The organism is Peristeroidobacter soli, assembly GCF_004138485.1.
Lineage (GTDB): Bacteria > Pseudomonadota > Gammaproteobacteria > Steroidobacterales > Steroidobacteraceae > Steroidobacter > Steroidobacter soli.
The window spans coordinates 365,140-387,184 of record NZ_RYEV01000006.1 but is presented as its reverse complement, the minus strand read 5'-3'; the positions used below and the strand labels follow the sequence as shown (position 1 = coordinate 387,184).

General features: G+C 62.8%; 17 protein-coding genes. 3 read left to right on the top strand and 14 right to left on the bottom strand.

What is annotated here, in order from left to right; translation table 11 throughout:
* Nucleotides 1–106: 106 nt before the first annotated feature.
* Entirely contained in the window at nucleotides 107–247 is a 141-nt protein-coding gene (locus EKO19_RS38425; protein ID WP_157995473.1) for a hypothetical protein, read from the bottom strand.
* Nucleotides 248–383: 136 nt separating this feature from the next.
* Between EKO19_RS38425 and EKO19_RS28140 the strand changes: the two genes are divergently transcribed.
* Nucleotides 384–776 (top strand): glycoside hydrolase family 88 protein, encoded by a 393-nt coding sequence (locus EKO19_RS28140; RefSeq protein WP_281281129.1) that lies wholly within the window; start codon nucleotides 384–386, stop codon nucleotides 774–776.
* On the opposite strand, the gene mltB is transcribed toward EKO19_RS28140, so the two are convergent.
* Nucleotides 773–1,789 carry a lytic murein transglycosylase B gene (mltB, locus tag EKO19_RS28135; protein ID WP_129780709.1) on the bottom strand — a complete coding sequence of 339 codons (1,017 nt, stop codon included), beginning with the start codon at nucleotides 1,787–1,789 and terminating at the stop codon, nucleotides 773–775. The two genes, EKO19_RS28140 and mltB, sit on opposite strands and share 4 nt — an antisense overlap.
* A 258-nt stretch (nucleotides 1,790–2,047) precedes the next feature.
* On the opposite strand from mltB, the gene EKO19_RS28130 reads away from it, so the two are divergent.
* The gene (locus EKO19_RS28130) at nucleotides 2,048–2,740 is read left to right on the top strand and encodes a DUF2238 domain-containing protein (protein ID WP_246038982.1); all 693 of its coding nucleotides are present in this window, start codon (nucleotides 2,048–2,050) and stop codon (nucleotides 2,738–2,740) included.
* Here the strand turns inward: EKO19_RS28130 and EKO19_RS28125 are convergent.
* The 4 genes from EKO19_RS28125 to EKO19_RS28110 all read right to left on the bottom strand — a co-directional run bounded on the left by EKO19_RS28125 (nucleotide 2,730) and on the right by EKO19_RS28110 (nucleotide 7,617).
* Nucleotides 2,730–3,590 (bottom strand): aldo/keto reductase, encoded by an 861-nt coding sequence (locus EKO19_RS28125; protein ID WP_129780707.1) that lies wholly within the window; start codon nucleotides 3,588–3,590, stop codon nucleotides 2,730–2,732. The genes EKO19_RS28130 and EKO19_RS28125 overlap by 11 nt on opposite strands.
* Before the next feature lie 80 nt (nucleotides 3,591–3,670).
* Entirely contained in the window at nucleotides 3,671–4,477 is an 807-nt protein-coding gene (locus EKO19_RS28120; protein WP_129780706.1) for a ParA family protein, read from the bottom strand.
* 38 nt (nucleotides 4,478–4,515) lie between these two features.
* The gene (locus EKO19_RS28115; RefSeq protein WP_129780705.1) at nucleotides 4,516–6,291 is read right to left on the bottom strand and encodes a CocE/NonD family hydrolase; all 1,776 of its coding nucleotides are present in this window, start codon (nucleotides 6,289–6,291) and stop codon (nucleotides 4,516–4,518) included.
* Nucleotides 6,292–6,351: 60 nt separating this feature from the next.
* Nucleotides 6,352–7,617: a metal-dependent hydrolase family protein gene (locus EKO19_RS28110; RefSeq protein WP_129780704.1), complete on the bottom strand. Its 1,266-nt coding sequence runs from the start codon at nucleotides 7,615–7,617 to the stop codon at nucleotides 6,352–6,354.
* A gap of 259 nt (nucleotides 7,618–7,876) precedes the next feature.
* Between EKO19_RS28110 and EKO19_RS28105 the strand changes: the two genes are divergently transcribed.
* Nucleotides 7,877–10,315, top strand: a complete 2,439-nt coding sequence (locus EKO19_RS28105) for an immune inhibitor A domain-containing protein (protein WP_129780703.1) — start codon at nucleotides 7,877–7,879, stop codon at nucleotides 10,313–10,315.
* An 89-nt stretch (nucleotides 10,316–10,404) separates the two neighbouring features.
* On the opposite strand, the gene EKO19_RS28100 is transcribed toward EKO19_RS28105, so the two are convergent.
* The 8 genes from EKO19_RS28100 to thrC all read right to left on the bottom strand — a co-directional run bounded on the left by EKO19_RS28100 (nucleotide 10,405) and on the right by thrC (nucleotide 22,029).
* Nucleotides 10,405–11,295 (bottom strand): SDR family NAD(P)-dependent oxidoreductase, encoded by an 891-nt coding sequence (locus tag EKO19_RS28100; protein ID WP_129780702.1) that lies wholly within the window; start codon nucleotides 11,293–11,295, stop codon nucleotides 10,405–10,407.
* Between the two features lie 17 nt (nucleotides 11,296–11,312).
* Entirely contained in the window at nucleotides 11,313–11,927 is a 615-nt protein-coding gene (locus EKO19_RS28095) for a TetR/AcrR family transcriptional regulator (RefSeq protein WP_129780975.1), read from the bottom strand.
* A 179-nt stretch (nucleotides 11,928–12,106) separates the two neighbouring features.
* A complete protein-coding gene (locus tag EKO19_RS28090) occupies nucleotides 12,107–13,750 on the bottom strand; it encodes an AMP-binding protein (protein ID WP_129780701.1) in 1,644 nt (547 codons plus the stop codon).
* Entirely contained in the window at nucleotides 13,747–15,384 is a 1,638-nt protein-coding gene (locus tag EKO19_RS28085; RefSeq protein ID WP_129780974.1) for a carboxylesterase/lipase family protein, read from the bottom strand. The genes EKO19_RS28090 and EKO19_RS28085 overlap by 4 nt, the downstream gene beginning before the upstream one ends.
* Nucleotides 15,384–16,667: a spinster family MFS transporter gene (locus EKO19_RS28080; protein WP_129780973.1), complete on the bottom strand. Its 1,284-nt coding sequence runs from the start codon at nucleotides 16,665–16,667 to the stop codon at nucleotides 15,384–15,386. Before EKO19_RS28080 ends, EKO19_RS28085 begins: the two co-directional genes overlap by 1 nt.
* A gap of 64 nt (nucleotides 16,668–16,731) precedes the next feature.
* Entirely contained in the window at nucleotides 16,732–18,975 is a 2,244-nt protein-coding gene (locus EKO19_RS28075; protein ID WP_129780700.1) for a TonB-dependent receptor, read from the bottom strand.
* A gap of 153 nt (nucleotides 18,976–19,128) precedes the next feature.
* Complete coding sequence (locus EKO19_RS28070) at nucleotides 19,129–20,643, bottom strand: amidohydrolase family protein (RefSeq protein ID WP_129780699.1); 1,515 nt, start codon at nucleotides 20,641–20,643, stop codon at nucleotides 19,129–19,131.
* Between the two features lie 84 nt (nucleotides 20,644–20,727).
* On the bottom strand, nucleotides 20,728–22,029 hold the full coding sequence (gene thrC, locus EKO19_RS28065; RefSeq protein ID WP_129780972.1) for a threonine synthase: 1,302 nt from the start codon (nucleotides 22,027–22,029) through the stop codon (nucleotides 20,728–20,730).
* Nucleotides 22,030–22,045 lie beyond the last annotated feature (16 nt).

Genomic DNA, 22,045 nt, shown 5'->3' with positions numbered 1-22,045 from the left:
AGTAAGGTGAGAATTACCAACGTCGCGCGCGACGGAGGTATTAGGTGTCCGGAATCCGCAACTTTTTCGCTGGATTGTGGCGGATTTTGGAAACGTCAGTGCTTCGCTATTTTACCGAATCCGTAGCCTGCACCAGCCGCACCGGCTGCACTTCGAAACCACCGAAGCCACCGGCTTTCATCGCGGCAATTTCACGATCCAGCTCCACGGGCGTGACCGCCGGCCCGAACCACCACCAACGCATCATCGGGCATCGCCGGCCGGCTGTTGAAATCGTCGCCGGAGCGAAGCGGAATCGGCGCCGTCCTGCGCGCAGCAAACATTGCAGAACAGCCCGACGAACAGGATTGTTATACGCTTCACGCGTCCTCCCCTGAACAGCCCTGAGATTATCGACGCGCGCGACACCTCTATCGAGCGCATGCCGCGAGTCGTATGAAGAGACCTCGGCGAGCGCGATGTTCGTCTTCGCCTTGGTTCGCGGAATCAATCGGGGTTGGCTCGATCCGCGCGCTTTCGGGCCGGCCGTGTCACTCGGTTGGAATGCCGTCACGACCCGAGTGAACCAGAAAGGTCAGGTGGAAGGCACCTGCGTGGGCACGGGCATGGGCTGGGACCCGATGTTTTATATGTATCGCCCGGTGCACGTACCGGCCGCGCACGGTTATGGGCCAGTATTCCTGGCTGGCGCCGAGATGATCGCCCTGCTTCGTTCGCAACCGGACATCGCCTTTCACGACGGCGGCGTGCAGTTCGGCAAGGCGCCATCTCACTAGCGGCTCGCGGTCACCTGATTGCGAGCCTCGCGGATCGCACTGGCGAGATCGAGAACCGCCGTGGCGTAGAACGTCGAACGGTTGTAACGGGTGACGGCTTCGAAATTGCCGAAGCCCGCCATGTATCGCGACGGCTTGCCCGGCGTGGGCAGCTCGACCACCGAGCACATGCCCTCAGGCAGACGCTTGACCGAGAATCTGACGCCCATCTCCCTCAACGCCGCAACCTCGTGCGTGCGTTCGAGGCCGGTCACCAGATCGGCGGCGCTGTGCGGCGGCAAATGCACCGGCACCAACGCCGGCTCGCCATCCGCCCAACCAAACGATTTGAGATAGGCGGCGATGCTGCCGATCGCGTCGGACGTGCTGCCGGAGAGGTCGATGACACCGTCGCCATCGAAGTCCACCGCGTACTTGCGGATGCTCGACGGCATGAACTGCGGCAGCCCCATGGCGCCGGCGTACGAACCCTTGATGGTCAGTGGATCGATGTTCAGGTCGCGGGCCATGAGCAGCAGTTCCTTCAGCTCATCGCGGAAATACTCCTGACGGCGCGGCCCGTCGAACGCGATGGTCGTCAGCGAATCGACGACCCGGAACGAACCGGTGTTCTGTCCGAACGCGGTCTCGACGCCGAGAATGCCCAGAATCACTTCCGGAGGAACGCCGTACTCGGCCTGCGCACGACGCAGGTCCGCTTCATGAATGTCCCAGAACCGGGCGCCCGCCGCGATTCGCGACCTGGTCAGAAACTTGGCCCGATACTTCGGATAGGAACGCACCGGCGGCGTGGCGCTGGCCGGCCGCTCCGGACCGATCAGACGCGACACGACCGGCTGATACTGAGCAGCGCCAATCACGCGCTCGAGCTCGGCGGCTTCCAGGCCATGCTCGGCCTCCATGGCCTCGATGAACTGGCGCACTTCCGGACGGGCCAGATAGCCCGTGCTGGCATTCGCCGACTGAGCACACACGAGAGCCAACAGAACCGCACCGGCGCAACGCAATCTCATCGCTCTGTCCCGAAAAAAAGTGATCCAGGTCTCAGCCCGACCGCCCAGGGGCCCGGGGTTACCCCCGTTGTTTGTTCATCGGCCGGATGACCCAGAACATAATGTCGCCGCACCCATTATTGAAGTGATGGTGCTCACAATCTGCGCCCCGCTACGGGGATGCCGAGTGCGCGCTGGCTGTGCGGCATTCGCCGGGGTACATTCGCGCGCATCTGGAATTGGAGACTCCGAGTGACGCGTCGAGCTTATCTGCTGACTTTGGTCGCGGCCTTCGCCGCGCTGTGGGTCGCGCTCGCCATCGCTCCCCTGTACCGGTCGGACTGGCTGCTCGAAAACGTGCTGTTACTGTTGGGCGCCGCGGGCATCTTGGCAACGTCGCGCGTCTTCCCGCTATCCAGCGTCTCGTACACGGCCCTGTTCGTGTTCCTCTGCCTGCATACGATCGGCGCGCACTACACCTACGCCGAAGTCCCCTACGATCAGGCGGCCCGGCACTGGTTCGGGTTCTCGATCAATGAGCTGTTCGGCTGGGAACGCAACAACTTCGACCGGGTCGTTCACTTCAGTTACGGATTGCTGCTCGCCTACCCCATCCGCGAGGTGTTCCTCCGCGTGGTCGCGGTGCGCGGCTTCTGGGGTTACTTCCTGCCGCTCGACCTGACGATGTCGACGTCCATGCTCTATGAGCTGATCGAATGGGGCGCGGCCGCCTTCTTCGGCGGCGATCTCGGCATGGCCTACCTCGGCACGCAAGGCGATGTCTGGGACGCGCACAAGGACATGGCGCTCGCATCGCTCGGCGCGCTGATCACCATGATCGTGACCGCCTGCATCAACATCGTCTACCAACGCGACTTCGCCCGCGAGTGGGCCGACAGCTTCCGTATTCGAAGCAACGAGCCCCTCGGCGAAGTCGCGATTGCGCGGATGCGCAAAGAAGCTACGCCCTGAGTTTGTTCAGCGTCGCGAACTCGCTGTCCGACAGCTCGATCTGGACCGCCGCGACGTTCTCTTCGAGGTGCTTCACCTTCGAGGTGCCCGGGATCGGCAACATCACCGGGCTGCGTTTGAGAATCCACGCGAGCGCGATCTGGCTCGGCGCGACCTTGTGCTCCTTGGCGATCTTGTCGAGCACGGAACCGGGCCGTGCAAGCTCACCCGCGGCGAGCGGATACCAGGGAATGAAGCCGATGCCCTGCTGCTCGCAGTAGTTCAGAACCTCTTCGGCGCCACGATTCGCCAGGTTGTACATGTTCTGCACCGTCGCGACCGGGAACACCTTGGACGCCGCTTTGACGTCATCGACGCTGACCTCGCTCAAGCCGGCGAACCGGATCACGCCTTCGTCGAGCAACTGTTTGACCGCTCCGAACTGATCGGCCCGCGGCACGTTCGGGTCGATACGATGGAGCTGCCACAGATCGATGCGCTCCACGCCGAGCTTCTTCAGGCTGGCATGCGCCTGCTTGATCAGATACTCCGGCCGGCCATTCGGCACCCATTCATCCGGTCCGGGGCGCGTCAGGCCGCCTTTGGTCGCGACGACCAATCCCTTGTAGGGATGCAATGCCTCGCGCAATAGCTGTTCGGACACATCGGGGCCGTATGAATCCGCTGTGTCGATGAAATTCACGCCCAGCTCGGGTAAGCGCTTCAACACGCGCAGCGATTCGGCCTTGTCCGCCGGCGGGCCCCAGATGCCCTGGCCAGTGATGCGCATCGCGCCGAAGCCCAGGCGATGAACTTCGAGCTCGCCGCCGATTCGAAAAGTGCCCGAGCGGGCCGCAGTCAAGGTAGCCATGGTCGCCTCCAGATAACGAGGGTGGCAGCTTCGGCCAAATGCGCGGGACGATAAAGTCCGCGCCGGTCATGAGTGCCGCGCTAGGAAATCATGAATGGCGCCACGGAATCGTCAACCCCGACGGGCTCATCCGACCGCACTCTCATTCCAATCCGGGCGACGATTTCGTCCCACAGCGCCGAGTACGCCTGACCCTCGGCGCTTTTTGGTGCATAGGCTGGCAGCGGCGCCCGACGCAATGTCATGCGTTCGATCTCACTGGCGTATTTGATTTCGGAACCGAGGATCGAGGGGTACTGTTCGCGCGTGCTTGCGATCACGGTCTGATGCAGCCCCTTGCGCCGATCCACCATCGAGAAGAACGGCAGGACGGCAATGTCGGTCCAGCCCTGGTCGCCGATGAACTCATTGAGCTGCGACAGCATGCGCACCGACAGCGGCGTCGGCAGCATCGGCACCACCACCGCATCCGCGGCCCGGAGCACGTTCTCGGACAGCAACGAAATGCCGGGCGGGCAATCCAGAAACAACGCGTCGTACTTCTCGCTCAGCGGACCGCTCATACGCAGCAGCCGTTCCGTCGGCCGCTTCCGGGTGCTGAGGTGAACATCGAAATTACGATAGGAGAAATGAGCGGGAATGACGTCGAGCCGCTCATAGGATGACGGCACCAGCAGCTCGGGCAGCTCACGCTTGCCCGCCACCAGTTTCTTCGCCGTCGCGCCCTCGCCGGCCTCAGCCCGGAGGATGTATGTGGCCGCCCCCTGCGGATCGAGATCCCACAGCACCGTGGCAAAGCCGGCCGCCGCGCTCAGGAACGCCAGATTGACGGCCGTGGTGGTCTTGCCCACGCCGCCCTTGATGTTGGTGACCGCGATGATTTTCATCCCGGGCGGAATGATGCGCCATCGCGGTCACCGGGTCATCAGCGCTGGCCAATCGGCACGAACAGTGTGCTCGGGCGCGATTTGTCGTGATACAGCTTCACGGTGACGGGGCGAGCGTCTTGCAGCGTCTCGGAGGAAACATCGCCGCCGCTGTTGTAATTCTTCTGGCTGTACGTCGAGTTGGCCGGGCCGATGACCAGACGCAGCCGGCTGCCCTTGCGGACCATGCGCGAGGTGAACATGAAGCTGTCGAACTCATATTTGAGCGGCTCGCGAGTCGTGACCAGCCTGGCTTGGCGCTCGCTCTGCCGATAGCGGGCGCGCTGCTGATCGTTGGTCAGCAGGACAGAGGTCGCGTCCGGGCGGATCTCGTAGACGGAGACCACGAAATCGGTGTCGGGCTGATCGATGGCCAGCCAGGCCGACAGCTTGAAGAAGCCGCTGAGCTCCGTATCACGTTCGAATGGCGCCGTGTGATACACGAGCACCTTGCCTTGCTGGGCGTAGATCGGACGCTGATCGGTGAGCGAGGAAGGATCCAGGCCGCGCTCGACCTCGGCGATGCTCAAATCCCGTGGATCGTAGACATATTGATCGGGCTTGCCCTTGCCCGGCGAGGTGCCGAGCGAGCCGGACGCCAGCACGTCGGCGGCACCGCCGTTCGAGTCCAGGAAGTAAGAGCGCGATTCCGAGGTGACGGCCTCGAGCGTATCGGCGTAACGCCACTGGTCCGCGTCCATCACGTAGTAGGCCACGCGTTTCTGCAGAAATTCCGGCTTCTTGCCACCCTGCATGGTCCAGCCATACCAATCCAGATGCAGCTTCGGCAGATCGACCAGGCTCGCCGGTCCGAACTTCATGCCGCCGAACTCCGCCTGCGGCGTGCGAGTACCGGCGTGATCCCAGGGACCGATCACCAGATAGTGCTGCGCCTTCGCCTCAGCGCTGCCGTGCTTCATATGCTGACGGTAGTGCTCGATCGCACCGGGTTGATCGCCGTCGTAGCTGCCCGTGATGGTCAGGATCGGCAGCGACAGCTTCGAGTACTGCTCGGCCGTCGGGTTGTATGAATCCCAGTAGCCGTCGATCTGCGGATGCGCGACCCATTCCTGGAACGTCTTGGAAGGATTGCCGAGCATCGTATCCAGATTCTTGAACGGCGTGCCCGACTCGTACCACTGACGGTTCACCGTGCCCCAGAACTCCGCGTCCCCGAAGATGTTGGCCTGCGATGCCTTGCCGCTGGTGAAGGTCAGCCATTGCATCAGATAAGGAGCGGCGATGTTGCCGCGCATGGGGAAGTCAGTGCCGACATGCGGCGAAGCCACCGGCACGATGGTCGCCAGGTGCGGCGGAAATTCCTTGGCCGTCACCCACTGGTCGTAACCCGCATACGAGCCGCCCCACATCGTGACCTTGCCGTTGCAATAGGGCTGTTGCGCGAGCCATTCGACGACGTCGTGGCCGTCGTGCGCTTCCTGGATCAGCGGCCGGAATTCGCCTTCTGAATTGCCTCGACCGCGAACGTCGACAGTCAGGAACGGGTAACCGTGAGCGGCGAAATACACGCCGCGATCGTGATAGCTCTGCGCGATGTACGGCGTCAGCGTGAACACGCAGGGAGCGGGTTCTTTCTGATCCTTGGGCGTGTAGACCGTGGCGTTCAACTTCACGCCGTCGCGCAGGGGGATCTTCACGCCCCACTGAAATTTGACCTTCTCGGAGTCGGACTGCGCCGGCTGATCGGCTCGCACACCCGCCGTGGCGAACGCGCTCAGCATGAGCGAAAACACGAGCGTCGACTTCAAATTCACGTCTTTATCTCCGAACCGTAGGCGGCGGCCAGTCTAGCCATTCCGCCGAGGGCCACCGGCTCAATTAGCAACGATTGCACCACCCTTCATGACCCACCGAACCTGCCGGAGCACACGGACGTCCTCGTTCGGGTTGCCCTCGACAGCCACCAGATCGGCGAGCAGCCCGGGACGGACCGAACCGACTTTGCTGTCGATCCGGAAAATCTTCGCGTTCCCCGAGGTCACCGCGATCAAGACGTCGCGGGCGGGCATGCCGGCGGCTTGCATCAGCTCCAGCTCGCGAACATTGTCGCCATGAGCGAAGACGCCAACGTCGCCGCCAGCACAAATGCTGACCTGCGCGGCCCGGGCTGCCTTGAAACTCGAGCGCGCGGCCTCGACCGCTTTCGGCGCCGGCTCGCGCCCATCCCACCCTTGATAGCGAGCGACCGCGTCCGAAGCGGCCAGCGTGGGACACAAGGCGACGCCGCGCTCCTTCATCAAGGCGAACACTTCCTTGGTTCCGCCGTAGCCATGCTCGATCGTTTCGACACCGGCGGCAATTGCCCGCCGCATGCCTTCAGCGGTACTCGCATGAATCGCCACGGTGCGGCCGGCATCGTGAGCCGCTTCGGTTGCCGCACGCAGCTCGGCGGCTGACAAAGTGGGACGACCCTCTTCCCCCGGGCGCCAGCGATAGTCGGCATAGAGCTTGACCACATCCGCACCGGCCGCGATCTGCCGACGTACCGCGAGCACGACGCCCTCGCCGCTCGCCTCCTCAGCGCCTTGCGGCACCTCGACACCGGGCTCGAAACCTTTCGGCCCATAAGCGCCGGTCGCCACGATCGCACGCGTCGCCACCAGCATGCGCGGACCGGCAACGATTCCTTCATCGATGGCCTGCTTCAAACCGATGTCTGCGAAGCCCGCGCCTTCAGTGCCAAGGTCGCGCGCAGTAGTAAATCCTGCCAGCAGCGTGGCTCGCGCGAATGTCACAGCGCGAGCCGTTCGTAGCGCAATTGATTCATGCAGAACCTGATCGTCCCAACTGCGTTCGTTGTATGGATGCAGGAACAGATGACTGTGGCCTTCAATCAAACCCGGCAGCAACGTCTGGTTCGCGAGCTCCACCTCACGCGCGCCCGCCGGCGCGGTCACATCAGCTCCGGCAGCGACGATGCGATCGCCTTTGACGAGCACGCGCCACCCTTCGTGCATCGTGGTCCCATCGAACACCCTCGCGGGGCGAAGCAGGAGGGTGGTGTCGTTCGATTCGGCAGCGGTCGCAGCGACGCAAAAGAACGCGGCGATCAGAGCAAGAGAAGTGGCGAGCTTTTTCATAGCGGCGCATCGTGCCGCATGCATTCAGGGAAATACAGACTGCAGGTTCGACAATATTCGTGCCGCCGCCACCAAACACATCGCGCACCAAAAGAAATAAAACATAGGGAACCTCCGCAATGTTTCGGTGCGTCTCGTTGTATACAGACGCGTCCGAATAAATGTTTATTTCTGTCGTTGACTTCCAAATGCCCGGCGGATCACAGTTGGGCCACAGCACGGGCCCACGAGCCCAACAACAAGAGAGGCAGGGAAACGTATGTGTGAACCGTCGCGCCAGCCGCGTCGCTGGCTGATTCCTTTCTTTTCACTTTGCATCGGCTTGACCACCACGGCGGCACTGGCGCAGGAACGCGTCCTGAGCGCGCCAGGCGATAAGCCACCGCCGGGCTTTGCAATCAAAGGGCGCGCCAGTGCCGACGACGTGCCGCATCCGGCCGGTGAACGGCGCCGGGAAATGCGCAAGCAAGGCCTGGAAGAAAAAGTGCGGGCCGAAGCCACCGGCCAGGTGTCGAACCAACTGACAGGACAAAGCTTCGGTCAGGGCGGCCGCAAGGTGCACCGGATCGGGCGCGGCAAGTACCAGGGAAAATATATTGAATTGGAACGCGAGAGCGAGGACCTGATCTTCACCGTGCTGGGTGAATTCGGCACCCAGATTCATCCCGCGCTCGGCGGTCTGCCCGGACCGTTGCACAACCAGATTCCTGAACCGGACCGCACCGTGGACAACAGCACCATCTGGGCGCCGGATTTCTCGCGCACCTATTTCGAACAATTGTTGTTCTCGGAAAAGCCCGGCGCGATCTCGATGCGTAATTTTTATATCGAGCTTTCCTCGAACCGTTACACGGTCGACGGCGCGGTCACCGATTGGGTGCAAGTGCCTTATAACGCCAACCGTTACGACGACGACGTAACTTACAACTGCACCTTCCCCGGCCTGCCCGGCGCCTATCCGTGCGCCGGCGTCTGGTTGTTTCTGCGCGACGCGTTGAATGGTTGGTACAACGCACAGATCGCAGCGGGCAAGACCCAGGCGCAGATCAATGCGGAGCTGGCGAAGTTCGATGTGTGGGATCGAAACGACTATGACGGCGACGGCAACTTCGACGAGCCGGATGGTTACATCGATCATTTCCAGGCGGTGCATGCCGGCATGGGCGAGGAAGTCGGCGGCGGCGCCCAGGGCGGCGCGGCGATCTGGAGTCATCGCTGGTTCGCGTACTACAACATGGCTGGCCTGGTCGGCCCGACCAACAACCGGCAGGGCGGCGTACGCATCGGCGAGAGCAACTACTGGGTCGGCGATTACACGGTCGAGCCGGAGAACGGCGGCGTCGGCGTGTTCTCGCACGAGTTCGGTCACGACCTCGACCTGCCCGACCTGTACGACACCAACGGCGGCGACAATTCGACCGGCTTCTGGACCCTGATGTCCTCAGGGTCCTACGGCAACGACGGCAAGACCGATATCGGCAGCAAACCAGTGCACATGGGCGCGTGGGAAAAACTGCAGCTCGGCTGGCTGAAATATGAAGTGGCGCACGCGGGCAAGAAGTCGGAGCACAAGCTCGGGCCGGCAACTTACAACACCCGACAGGCGCAGGCGCTGGTTACGGTACTGCCCGACAACGTTCTGGGCGCATATGCCGGCAACGCCTTCTATTACAGCGGCAGCGGCGCATTACTCGACACCACGATGTTACGAACGGTGACCTTGCCGGCCGGCACGGCCTCGTTCAGCGCGCAGGTTCAGTTCGATATCGAACAGGATTGGGACTATGCCTATCTGGTGGTCGTCGCCGGCGGCACCACTCATCTGGTACCGACCAGCCTGTCCACCACCACCGATCCGAACGAACAGAACTTCGGCAACGGCATCACCGGCAGCACCGCGTTCGAGTGGGTGCCGATCACCGCCAACCTGTCCGAGTTCGCGGGCCAGACGGTGCAGATCGGCTTCCGTTACTGGACCGACGGTTTCACCAACGGCCTGGGCCTGATGGTCGATGACATTCAGATCACCGGCCAGCAAACGGACGGCGCCGAAGTGACCGTGCCTTGGGTGTACAGCCCGCCCAGCGGCGGCTTCCGCGCCGTGCAGGGTGACCTGGGCAGCTTCTTCAACGCCTACGTCGCCGAGTTCCGGCAATACAAAGGCTACGACAAGAGCCTGCGCACCGGCCCGTATGTGTTCGGCGATCTCAACTCGCCCGCCTTGCAGGACTGGGTGACTCACTTCCCGTATCAGGAAGGCTTGCTCATTTCCTATTGGGACACGCGCCTCGGCGACAACAACACCAGCGCCCATCCCGGCCTGGGATTGATCCTGCCCATCGACGCGCATCCCACGCCGCTGACCCGCGAAGGCGGCGTGGCCTGGAGCTCGCGCTATCAAAGCTTCGACTCGCCGTTCGGTCTGGAGCGGACCGACCGGCTGAAGCTGCGCCGTCTGGGCGTGGATTATGAGTATGCGTCACAGAAAGGCGCCCCGGTGTTCGACGATCGGGTGCAGTACTGGCGCGCGGAAACCCCGGCTGCCGGCGTGAAGAACCCCAACACCGAAACCCTGATCGAGGTGAAATCGATCAGCCGTGACGGCTCCATCATGGAAGTCGAAGTCAAACCGGCACGCCGCGGTCACCGTCCCAAGGAATGGTTCTGGGATCGCAAGCGCTGGAACTGGTGGGACTGAAGTAACAAAGACAAGTGTGATGTGAAACCCCGCACGAGCCGTTGGCCGTGCGGGGTTTTCTTTTTTTTTGTCGATCACGCGTGCAGAAACTATTTCTCCGCAATCGCTCCGGCAGCGTAGCCCGCAGCCGCCAGTTCGCGTTCCGCCTGCTTGAAACCATACGTCGGGACCAGCTCGTTGGCGCGGTCGCCAACCTGTTCCCACTGCGCGATCACGCGCTCGCCAGCGTTCGCATCACTGCCCACCTGAACACCCTGTGTAAGGGTGATATGCGCCTGTGCGAAATGACCAGCACCGGCACACAGGATCGCGCGATTCGGTGCCTGCTCTCCCACCAACGCGAGCAACCCAGGGCTCACCAGCTTGGGTTCGAGCCGCTGCAGAGCTTCTTCCGCGAGCACACCATGAGTCATCTGCGTGGCAGCCGTGGGCGCCAGGCAGTTCACGCGGATGTTATGTTTCTCGCCTTCCAGACCCAACGTCTGCATCAGGCCAACCAGCGCCATTTTCGCCGCACCATAGTTGGACTGGCCGAAATTTCCATAGAGCCCGGAGGAAGACGTGGTCATCACCACGCGGCCGTACTGTTGCTGGCGCATGATGTCCCACACCGCCTTGGTGCAAATCACCGAGCCCATCAAATGCACGTCGATCACCAGGCGGAAGTCCGCGAGGCTCATCTTGGTGAAGGTCTTGTCACGCAGGATGCCGGCGTTGTTGATCAGAATATCGACGCGCCCCCAGTTCGACATGACCCCGCCGATCATGGTCGCGACCGCCGCCTCATCGGTCACCGACGCGGCTACCGGAATCGCCTCGCCGCCGGCTGCAACGATTTCATCGGCGACGCGCGCAGCAGCCGCCTGGTCCATGTCGTTCACGACGACTTTGGCACCGTACCGGGCCAGCAACAGCGCATGCGCGCGACCCAGTCCACCGCCCGCTCCAGTAACGATCGCGACGCGCGATTCCAATCTCATCTCAGCTCCCCTTCACTTCACTTGCCACACACGGCCAGGAAACCGCCGGCCATGAACCTGGCCATGCGTTTCTTCACGGCCTCGAAATCTTCCGACTGACACAGGCCGCCGGACAGCTTGTCGATACGCCCGGTGCGCGCCAGCGTCAGCAACAACGCGCCAGTCACGAAGTGGTATCCCCAAAAGATGTCTTCGTCGTGACAATGGGGCAGCGCCCGCTTCAGCAGCCCGATCAGCTTCAGCACCACCGGGTCGAAATGCTTGTCCATCAACTCGGCGCCCCACTCCGGGGTATTCGCGACCTGCGCGCCGAGCCGGCCGTAGTTCTTCCAGCGCTTGCCACCCTGGATATAAAGATCCAGGTCGGTGTCCAGGAACGCATGCAGCGCCCCTTCCACCGTCGGCTTGCCCTTGGTTTCCGCCTCGTACCGGTCCAGGGCATCCATTCGTCGCGTGCTCGTGACCACGGCGCGGCGTCCGAATACTGCATCGAACAGCTTCTTCTTGTCGCGGAAGTAATAATTCATGAGCGTGTGATGCACACCGATCTGTTTGGCCACGTCCTTCAACGTGACCCCGTACAGGCCGTGTCTGGAGAACAGGTCCTCCGACACGTCCAGGATCTGTTCCATCATCTCGGCGCGCTGTTCCGCCTTGGTCGGGCGCTTGCCGCGAGCCTTGGCGGTCTTAGCGCCGGACGGCTTCGGCGTGCTGGCCTGCTTGCGCGCGACCTTCGCTTTTTTCACGGGCACATTTACGGACACTTCAGTCGGCCTCCATCGTCTACGGCACGGCCGGGACGCGCCGCGCCTCAGCCACCGCCGTATTCTAATCTGAGGCGCATCTTGTCGATCTTCCCAGTCGACGCAAGCGGCATGCGAGACAGGCGGAGCACGGCGTCGGGAATCCACCACGGCGCCACCTGGCCACGCAGTGCCGCGAGCAGAGCCTCATCGGTAATTGCCCGATGGTCACGCAGCTCCACCAGCAGCACCGGGCGCTCGCCCCATTTCGGATCAGTGCGACCGATCACGGCGGCCAGCGCGACTTCGGGCAGGCGGCCGATGATGGCCTCGATCTCTGCAGGATTGATCCACTCGCCGCCCGACTTGATCAGATCCTTGGCGCGGCCGGTGATGATCAGCTGTCCGTCCCCGTCGATACGCGCCAGGTCGCCCGTGTTGAACCAGCCATCGGCATCGGTCGCGGGCCGTTCATCTCCGAAATAACGGTCGATCACGCTCGCGCCGCGCACACGCAAATGTCCTTCGATGCCGCGTTGATCCGGGAGCGGTCGGCCATCGGCATCGGTCAGCAGCAGATCCACGCCAATCGCGGGGCGGCCGGAAACAGCGGCCGAGCGCTTGGGATCGTTCGGCGCCGACATCGTGCCGGATGGCGACAGCTCGGTCATGCCCCAGCTGGTCTGCAAAGAAACACCGAGGCGCCGCTCGATCCGTTCCATCAACGCGGGCGGCAACGGAGCGCCACCGACCAGGATACGTTGCAGCGTCGGCAGCTCGCCGCCCGTCGCTTCGAGATGCTCCACCAGCCCCAGCCAGACCGTCGGCACCCCCACCGCAATCGTCACACCTTCCGTTGCAATCAAACGCGCCAGACTCGCGCCGTCGGCATGACGGCCCGGTAAAACCAGCTTCGCGCCAGCCGCCGGCACTGCGAACGGCAAGCCCCAAGCGCCGGCATGAAACATCGGCACGACGGTGAGTACGTTGTCGGCAGCGGTAACTCCCAACACGTCCGCCTGAAGCAGACGCAATGTATGAAGGAAGCTGGAGCGGTGCGTGTAGGTAACTCCTTTGGGAGCGCCTGTGGTTCCGGAGGTGAAACACAATCCCGAGGCGGATCGCTCATCAAAATTGCCCCACTCCACCGGAAGACTGCGCGAGCCATCGAGCGTGGCTCCGGAAGTTCCGCGGGAGACCGGCTCGCGATAGGCGCTAGTGGCCTCTTCCAGCGACATCACCGCCGGCCCATAGCGCTCTCCACGCCACGCGGACACCGGCCCGTCGATGATGACGACGTTTGCAACCGTCGACGTACGTTCAATGATCTGCTGTGCAAGCGGCGCCAGATCCGCGCTCACGATCATCACTCGACACGCCGACTGCGCGAGCATCGTCGCCAGTTGAGCCGCTGTCAGCCGGGGATTGAGCGTGTGGCAGACCGCGCCCATGCCCATGGTCCCGTACCAGCTCTCGACGTGCGCCTGCGTATTCCACGCCAGCGTCGCCACGCGATCGCCAAAACCGATGCCGAAATCTCTGAGCATCGCCGAGACGCGCTGGCTTCGCGCTCGCAACTCCGCGTAGCTCGCGCGATCGGTGTGGCCATCATCGCGGCCCGTAACCACTTGCGCTCGCGGGTGCCACTTGGCGGCGTGATCGAGAAACTTGTCCAGAGTCAGCGGAAACTCTTGCATGGACCCTTCGATCATCGACACTGCTCCACGGGCGGCGGCAGTTGCGGCGACAGGATCCCGACATTCCAATTCCACGACTGCGCGCCGCTGGCTCGACGCCGGCACACGACCGCCTCGTTCAATTCATACATTCCCGGCATGAGATGCGTCGCCGCTTTGGGTTCGCCGGCAAAAGTCAGATAGGCGCGAGTTGAACCGTAAGCCGGCCAGCCCGGCTGTCCGGCCGCGCCCGGCTCGGTGGAGCGAATGAAGCTGGACCAGTAGTCGAGCATCGCGTCGGACAACTTCGTCTCTTCCGGCGTCTCCGGCACCTTCGGCCACAGTGGCGGCGTTCGGGCCGCCGTGCCGAACACATACGGCAACTCGGACGCATGAAATGCATGCAGGCCCGCTTTTTCCGCCGCCGGGTAGCCGTGATCGAACAGATACAGAAAGCCCGACTGACCCAACTCGGTTTGCTTTCTCACCAGCCGCTCGGCGGTCCAGCCATACAAAGCATCGCGAGTCGTCGCGAGCAACGTCTCCTCGAGCTTGGTGCTCGGATATAGGCGCAGGAATTCATCGGCCAGATCGGCATAGCGATCGCGGATCGTGAGTTGGTAAGCCTTGCCATTCTTCGGCACCGGCGGAGCAAGGAACCGCAGCGAGCGGATCTCACCGCTGTTGAAGCCCGCGAGGATGGGGACCGGCGCCTGTTCACCACGATCGAACACATCGACCAGCTGGCGTGGCAGGACGTGACCGTCAACCGTGCCGAGCGGGAAGTAACCCATCCGCGCAGCAACCTCCATCAACTTCTCCGGCTCGATGGCGCGCAAGGCCGCCATATCTTTCGCGCCAGTTCCCTCCACGATCCGGGCGCCGATCGCCTCGGCTGGAAACTCACCGAAGCGCGCCTGCTTCAACTCCGGCGTCGAGATCATGTACGCGCTTTGCGCGATGGCTTTGTGAAACAACCCGCGCGCCGGCGGCGATGTCATCAAGTACATCACGCTGAGCCCGCCGGCGGACTCGCCTGCAATAGTCACATTCGACGGATCACCGCCGAACGCAGCGATGTTCTTCTTCACCCAGCGCAGCGCCTCGATCTGGTCGAGCAGGCCGTAATTTCCAGACAGGTTCGCGCTCGACTCGGCGCTCAATTGCGGATGCGCGAGATAGCCGAACACGCCCAGGCGATAGTTGATCGACACGACCACCACGCCACGCTCCGCAAGCTTCTTGCCGTCGTATAGCGGCTCGCTGCCGGAACCGGTCGTCAGCGCGCCGCCATGAATCCACACCATCACCGGTGCTTTGCTGGCGCCCCGCTTCGCCCAGACGTTGAGGAACAGGCAGTCTTCGCTGATCGCGCCAAGGTCCCAGGCATAGATGCTGCCGTTTCGGGCCTTGGGCTGCATGCACGCCGGCCCAAACTTCGTGGCATCTCGCACGCCACTCCATGCCGGCATCTCGACAGGCGGTTTCCAGCGCGCTTCGCCGACAGGGGGCAGTGCATACGGCAGCCCCTTGAACACGTTTACCGAGCCGTCGGCGCTACCTCGCGCTGTTCCGGCGGGCGTACGAACGACGGGATCTTGATCGGCCGCCGCGGGCAGAGCAAACAAGGTCGCAACACTCCACGCCAGGACACGCAACCGAAATGACATCACGATAGTTCTCCAATCTGCCGCGACACTCCCTCGAGCGCGCTCGTTCCGGTCAAGGCCGATTCGCGCTTCAACTTCCTGGCCAGGCAGAGAAACATGACCACGGCCAGCGCATAGAACGGCACGAGGGTGTAGAACGCAATCTGCAATGAGTTGTTCGGATGACTCTCGCGCAACAGGTCGCTGACCGCGCCCAGATACGTCGGGCCCAGACCCAACCCGATGAGATTCATGACCAGCAACAGCAACGCGCCGGCCAGCACGCGCTCCTGAGGCCGCACTTCCTCTTGCACGAGCGCGACGGCCGGCGACAGATAGAAGTAATTGAAAAAGGTCGGCCCGACCAGAAACAGCAACGCCAGCGGCCAGCTCGGCGCCCACACGAAGCCGATGAAAAATGGAATCGCCAGCGCCAGCCCGACCGCCGGCACCATCGCATAAGCCTGCTTGCCCCGTGGCGCGAACTTGTCGATGAGGCGACCGGATGCATACATGCCGGCACTGATGCCGATACCGATGAGCAACGCGTAATAGACCGCGACTTCATTCAGCGTCATGCCCTTCTCTCGCATCAGAAACAGCGTCGTGAAGTTCAGCGAGGCATAAGTGACGAACTGCGTGGCGCCGCTGGCCAGCGCCACGGTCACCAGCACCGGCCGCGAGAAGAACATCGCGATGGTTTCTCGAAAGCCTGCTTTTTCAGTGTCAGCCGTCGCGGGCACGGCGGTCGGTTTGACATCGAGCCGTCCGCGCGCCGGCTCTCGAACGAACGAGTAAACGGCCAACGCAGTAACGATACCCACCGCTCCAAGTACCACGAACGCACTTCGCCAACTGTAGGCCGCTGCGATCGACGCGCCGAATGCCACCCCCAACGCCTGTCCCAACGGCGGCCCGAGATTGAACAGACCGAACGCGGTGCCCCGCGTGCCCGGACCGAAGTAATCGGAAATGATTGCGTACGACGGCGGCACCCCGCCGGCCTCGCCCACCCCGACCGCCATGCGAGCGGCGACGAGTTGCGGATAGGTCGAGGAAAATCCGCAAGCCACTGTCGCCGCACTCCACAGCGCGCATGCGAGTGACAGCACGCGCACACGATTGGTCCGGTCGGCCAGCCAGCCGACCGGAATCGAGATCAGGCAATAGAACAGCGCGAAATACAGACCGCTGATGCGCCCGAGCTGGCCGTCGGTGACGCCCAGGTCATCCTGGATGGGCTTGGCCAGGATCGACAACAACTGCCGATCCAGGAAGTTCAGCACATAGACGAAGCACAGCATGCCGAGCACGAACCAGGCTCGTGCGTCGGGCCGCGCCGCAGCGGCGGTCGACAACGCGTATCTCCTAGAGGTCGTAATTGATACGCAGCCCCACCGTGCGCGGTCGCATGGTGCCGAAGCGGTTCGCGAGGAACGCTTCGGGATGGATGTAGGTGACGGAGTCGTCGTTCAACAGATTCTCGACGTACGTCGTCACGGTCAGCCCGCCCATGATCGCACCCAACGTGAGATTCACGTTGTTGTAGCTATCGGTGTAACCATAAGTGGCCAGCATTCGATTCGGCTGTCCAGGCACGCGCGGGAACGAACTTGGGAACGAGTCGACGTGCTGGAAAGCCGCCGAGAAAAAGCCGCGCGCTCCGGTGGTGACATCGAAGCCGTAGTTCACATACGCGCCACCCTGGAACTTCGGTGCCGCCAGTCTTGCATCGGGCACCGCGCCCGAGATCGCCGCCTCTTGCGCCGTCAGCTTCGTCACGTGCGCCTGGTTGAACGAACCGTTCAACCCGACCTGCAAATCCCGAATCGGCAGCGCCGTGATCTCGAACTCAAAGCCTTTGCTGCGCGCTTCGCCGATGTTGGTGGCGAACTGCACCGAGTCCGACACCCGGTTGGCCTGCACTTGAATGTCGCTCCAATCGATCACGTACGCGGCGAGATTGGTGGTGAGCCGGCCATCGAGCCAGCTGCTCTTGGCACCGATCTCGTAGTTCTGAATCTTGTCGGTGTCGGCGCCGTTGGGAATGACCAGGTCGGTGGGATCGACCAGGCTCGGCCGGCCCGCGAACCCATTGACCACCGGCGAACGGAAACCGGTCGAAACGGTGGCGTACGTCGTCAGCGAAGGCACCGGCTGGAACGAAGCACTCACTTTATAGGACGGGCGCCGCCCTTCGGCCTTCACCCCCTCGACCGGTGCGATCGGCACCATCGGCAGCTGCCCCGAAAGCCCGAGCAACGCCCAGGTGAGATAGGCGCTGTTATATCCGCCCTCGACATACGAGCGCGCGTCCACGCCGCCGTAACGCATACCATACGTCAGCCAGACCTTGTCGTTGATGTGATAGGTCAGCTCGCCGAAGCCGGCGATCTCGTGAGAGATCGTATGGTTGTACTGCCGCTGGTAATACTCATCCGGCAGCCCGGTGATGCCACGCGCCGCCAGGAACTCGGGCGTCGAGCGATAGAAATAATCGACGTCGTGGCGACGGTCGAGGAAGAAGCCGCCGATCACCCAGTCGAACTTGCCGCCCGGATCGGAAGCGACGCGCAACTCCTCGACGAACGTGTCCTGATAGCCGTAGGCGTCCAGACCGAACGCAATCGCGCCATTGAACGTGCCCGCCAGATCGACGAAGAACTTCTGATCGAACGTCGAATAGGTGGATGAGCTGGTCAGCAGCGCACCGTCGAACTGATATTCGACGGTGGCATTGAACGTGGTGAGCTCGCCGACGAACAGGTCCGGCCGATCCGAGTTGCGCTTGCGCTTGCCCAGCGTCGGATCGATGAGCGCCGAGTCCTTCGGATTGCTGTCTTCGTACGAGGCGAGCAAACGCACCGACAATGCATCGGTGGGCTTCCACAACAGAATGGCGCGACCGCCCCAGTCGACCAGCGTGTTCGAGTCCTTCACGCCGGTGCCGATGTTGTCGACGTAGCCCTCTTCGTCCCGATAGAAACCGACGACACGCAAGCCAAGCTGGTCGTCGACCAAGGGCACGTTGAGCATCGCGTTATAACGTTGCCGCAGCGAGCCGCCATCGGTCACGCCGGTATCGACCATGCCCGCGGCGTCGAACGCATTCAAATCCGGGCTCTTGGTCAGAATACGCAACGCGCCCGACAACGAACCCGAACCAAACAGCGTGCCCTGCGGGCCGCGCAGGAATTCGATGCGCTCGACGTCGAACAGATTGGGATCCAACACGGTGGTGTTGCCGATCGTCGAGATCGGCAGCTCGTCGATATAGATGGCCACCGTGTTCTGCAAGTTGGCGCCGTAGCCGTTGGTGGCGATACCGCGCGCGGTGAAATTGTTGAAGTTGGCGGTCGGCTTGTTGAGCACGACACCCGGCGTCTCGCGGGCCAGCCCTTCATAACCGACGATGCCCTTGCTGGTCAGATCTTCCTGCGAAAACGCGGTGATGCTCAGAGGCACGTCCTGTAATCGTTCGCTGCGGCGGGTGGCCGTGACGATGATCTCCTCGAGTTGATTGGCTCCCTCTGGCGAAGCCTGCGCCGCAGTCAGAGTCGGCAACCCCAATAACGCGACCGCCGAGGCGGACGCCAGCAGACCAGACGTCATAGATCCCCCCTGCAAATGGACGCCGGTCTTGGTGCCAGCGCGTGGCGGGGATCATGCGCCCGGGTCCGGGCTGCCGTCAATACTCACTCACTCGCGTGTGAGTATCTTGATAAACACCGGCGGCCGGCCTCGGCCGGCGATGCAACCTGGGGGTTACTCGCCTTTGCGCAGGCTGCGCGCCTTCGCGGCAACGTCGGTGAGGATGCGATCCAGCGCGGCGCGGTCGAACAAACGTCCGTTGAACACGACCATGCGAGTGGCCTGCACGTTGCGAATGTCGCTGAGCGGATCGCCATCGAGCACCAGCAGATCGGCGACGCGACCGGCCGCCACGGCGCCGAAGTCATTCGAGCGATTTGCGTAGCGGGCGGGTGTGATGGTCGCGGCACGCAGCACTTCCGCGGGCGAGAGCCCCGAGCTCGCCATCAACTCCAACTCTTCCAACAGCGCCGAACCGGGAAAACAGAAGCTGTCGCCGGTATCGGTGCCGGCCATGACATTCACGCCGGCTCGGTACGCGAGTCGAGTGACCTCCAGGCCTTTGTCGAAGAACGCTTTATATGCTGCCGCATCCTCCGGGCCAGAAGCACGGGCGCGTGTTTGTTCCACATCCTTCATTGCCCGAGTCACGGCAGTAGGATGAATGAGCTGGAGACGCGGGTCGTTCAGCATTCGCCGATCGTCGGCGACCGCGAGCCAATCGAAACGTCGAGTGAGATGGGTCGGCACGTAGTACGCGTCGTGCTCCTTCAGCGCCGCGAAGATGGCTTGCAACATCTTCGGGTCGTGCTCGCGGACTATTTTTTTCAGCATGGCCGGCGGCTGGTCGCGCTCGCCCGCAGGCGCTTGCCGGGCTTCGAAGTCGCGTTGCAATTCCGCGGCTCCCGGAAAGCTGTCCAACAGAATCTCGCGAGCATGCTCGATGCTTCTCTGGCCGGCGTTGACAGCCTCGATGAAATCGACTGCCAGCGGCTTGTGCCCCACCACCGTGATGCCACGCAGGCGCGCTTCGTCCATCAGCGCAAAGAATGAAGCACGCGGAATGCCGCTATAGACCTTGATGGTATCGACCGCTGTTTGATCGACGATATAGCGCACCAGTTCGCGCGCTTCTTCGGGAGTGCCAGCCCCCAGAAACGCCGGTAACTGCGGGCGGCGGCGAATCAGCCCCGGCCCGTCCACTACCAGGCTGGCGGTACTGACCACGCGCGGCCCCACGCGAAGCCCCGCACGAGCCTCGGCATCCCAGCGCTTGGTCGTCATCGCTCCGCTGTAGCGATAGTCCGGACCGGCGATGTAATCGGACATGTCGCGCACCGCCGTTACGCCATGCGCGATAAACATCGGCAACGTCAATTCATCCGCGGCGGCTTCCGGTGTGCCGACATGAACATGCATGTCCCACAGCCCCGGCATCACGAAACGGCCCTTGCCATCGACCCGCTGCGCCCCGGGGGGAACGGCCACTCCCTTGCTCGGCCCGGCGGCCATGATACGGCTTCGTTGCCAGACCACGGTCTGATCGGGCAACAACCGGCCGGCCTGCACGTCGACGACAGTGACGTGTTCGAGAGCGAGGATGCTCGAGTCGTCGGCTCGAACCGCCGGCGCGCATGCCAGGAAGCTGACCAGCGTCAGCCAGAAAATCGGGGTCGATCGTCGTGCCATCGGTTCAACGCCTCTGCAGGTACCTCTCGATCTTTAAAGAGGCCAGCAGAGACGAATTCATAGATTGTCCGGCACAACCCAGCGTTAGCGCTGTTGCAGGTAGCTCCGTAACGCACTCAGCGTCGGCTCGATGTCGGTCTCCACCCGCGGCAGTGCCAGCAATTCAGAGAGACTCGGAGGTACGGGAACCGGCTGGCCGATGATGGGCTCGACGATGTCATTGAACTTCGCGGGATGCGCTGTGGAGACGATGATCCACGGTTTGGTCGAGCCTGCCGACACCAGGTGCCGATGCACTTCCGCCGCCGTTGCGGAGTGAGGACACCACACGTAGCCGAGCTCCAGGAAATCACGGCGTACCGTCGCTCGAATCGCGAGATCGCTGACGCTGTATGCCGTGATGTTCGATCTGAGATTGGCAATATCCGGGTACAGCGCACGCAAACGTTCCATATTGCTCGGATTGCCCACGTCCATCGCCGACGCCAGCGTGCTCTTGCTCGGCTGCGGTTGCCACGCCCCCGTCGCTAGAAAATCCGGGATGGTGCGATTCTCATTGGTCACCAGCACGATCTCGCCGATGGGCAACCCCATCTGCCGGGCCCACACGCAGGCCATCGCGTTGCCCAGGTTGCCGGTCGGGATGATGAAGTTGGCGGGCGCCTTCGTGGCACGCCAATGCTCGAGCGATGACTTCGCGTAGTAGACCATCTGCGGCAACAGCCGACCGACGTTGATGCTATTCGCCGACGACAGCTCGTGCGACTCACGCAGCGAGGCGTCGAGGAACGCCTCCTTCACCATGCGCTGGCAGTCATCGAACATCCCGTGCACGGCGAACGTTCTCACGTTGCCGCCCCAGCACGACAACTGCTGCGCCTGCCGTTCGGACACGCGGCCTTTCGGATAGAGCACGACCACGTCGACCCAAGGCCGGTTGTGAAATGCCGCCGCGACCGCGCCGCCAGTATCGCCCGACGTCGCCACCAGAATCGTCAGCTTTCGGGAAGCCTTCCGTCGAATACGCGCCATGCAGGCGGCGAGGAATCGCGCGCCGAAATCCTTGAAGGCGCAGGTCGGACCATGAAACAACTCCAGCACCTGCGTACCGGGAGCGGCCTTCGGCAAGGACACCAGCGGCGCCGGAAACGTGAACGCCTCGCGGCAGATCGCGTCGAGCTCTTCGCCCAGAACATCACCCGCCGCAAACGGCGCAATCAGCCGCGCGCCGATCTGCGGCAACTCCGTCAGACCCTCGAAGGATTCCGGCGTGAAGCTGGGCAACGACTCCGGCACGAACAAGCCGCCGTCGGGCGAGATCCCCTGAGCAATCGCCTGACTGAGAGAGACATGACGCGACGGATCGCGAGTGCTGAGGTAACGCATGGGATGCCTGAAACGT

Excerpts from the sequence above, each read along its gene's own strand:
- EKO19_RS28080 (WP_129780973.1), bottom strand. The coding sequence starts at position 16,667 with ATGCTGTGCTTCGTCTATGTGCTGAACTTCCTGGATCGGCAGTTGTTG.
- thrC (WP_129780972.1), bottom strand. The coding sequence starts at position 22,029 with ATGCGTTACCTCAGCACTCGCGATCCGTCGCGTCATGTCTCTCTCAGT.
- EKO19_RS28105 (WP_129780703.1), top strand. The coding sequence starts at position 7,877 with ATGTGTGAACCGTCGCGCCAGCCGCGTCGCTGGCTGATTCCTTTCTTT.
- EKO19_RS28110 (WP_129780704.1), bottom strand. The coding sequence starts at position 7,617 with ATGAAAAAGCTCGCCACTTCTCTTGCTCTGATCGCCGCGTTCTTTTGC.
- EKO19_RS38425 (WP_157995473.1), bottom strand. The coding sequence starts at position 247 with ATGATGCGTTGGTGGTGGTTCGGGCCGGCGGTCACGCCCGTGGAGCTG.
- EKO19_RS28085 (WP_129780974.1), bottom strand. The coding sequence starts at position 15,384 with ATGTCATTTCGGTTGCGTGTCCTGGCGTGGAGTGTTGCGACCTTGTTT.
- EKO19_RS28075 (WP_129780700.1), bottom strand. The coding sequence starts at position 18,975 with ATGACGTCTGGTCTGCTGGCGTCCGCCTCGGCGGTCGCGTTATTGGGG.
- EKO19_RS28090 (WP_129780701.1), bottom strand. The coding sequence starts at position 13,750 with ATGATCGAAGGGTCCATGCAAGAGTTTCCGCTGACTCTGGACAAGTTT.
- EKO19_RS28120 (WP_129780706.1), bottom strand. The coding sequence starts at position 4,477 with ATGAAAATCATCGCGGTCACCAACATCAAGGGCGGCGTGGGCAAGACC.
- EKO19_RS28125 (WP_129780707.1), bottom strand. The coding sequence starts at position 3,590 with ATGGCTACCTTGACTGCGGCCCGCTCGGGCACTTTTCGAATCGGCGGC.
- EKO19_RS28100 (WP_129780702.1), bottom strand. The coding sequence starts at position 11,295 with ATGAGATTGGAATCGCGCGTCGCGATCGTTACTGGAGCGGGCGGTGGA.
- EKO19_RS28095 (WP_129780975.1), bottom strand. The coding sequence starts at position 11,927 with ATGGAACAGATCCTGGACGTGTCGGAGGACCTGTTCTCCAGACACGGC.
- EKO19_RS28070 (WP_129780699.1), bottom strand. The coding sequence starts at position 20,643 with ATGGCACGACGATCGACCCCGATTTTCTGGCTGACGCTGGTCAGCTTC.
- mltB (WP_129780709.1), bottom strand. The coding sequence starts at position 1,789 with ATGAGATTGCGTTGCGCCGGTGCGGTTCTGTTGGCTCTCGTGTGTGCT.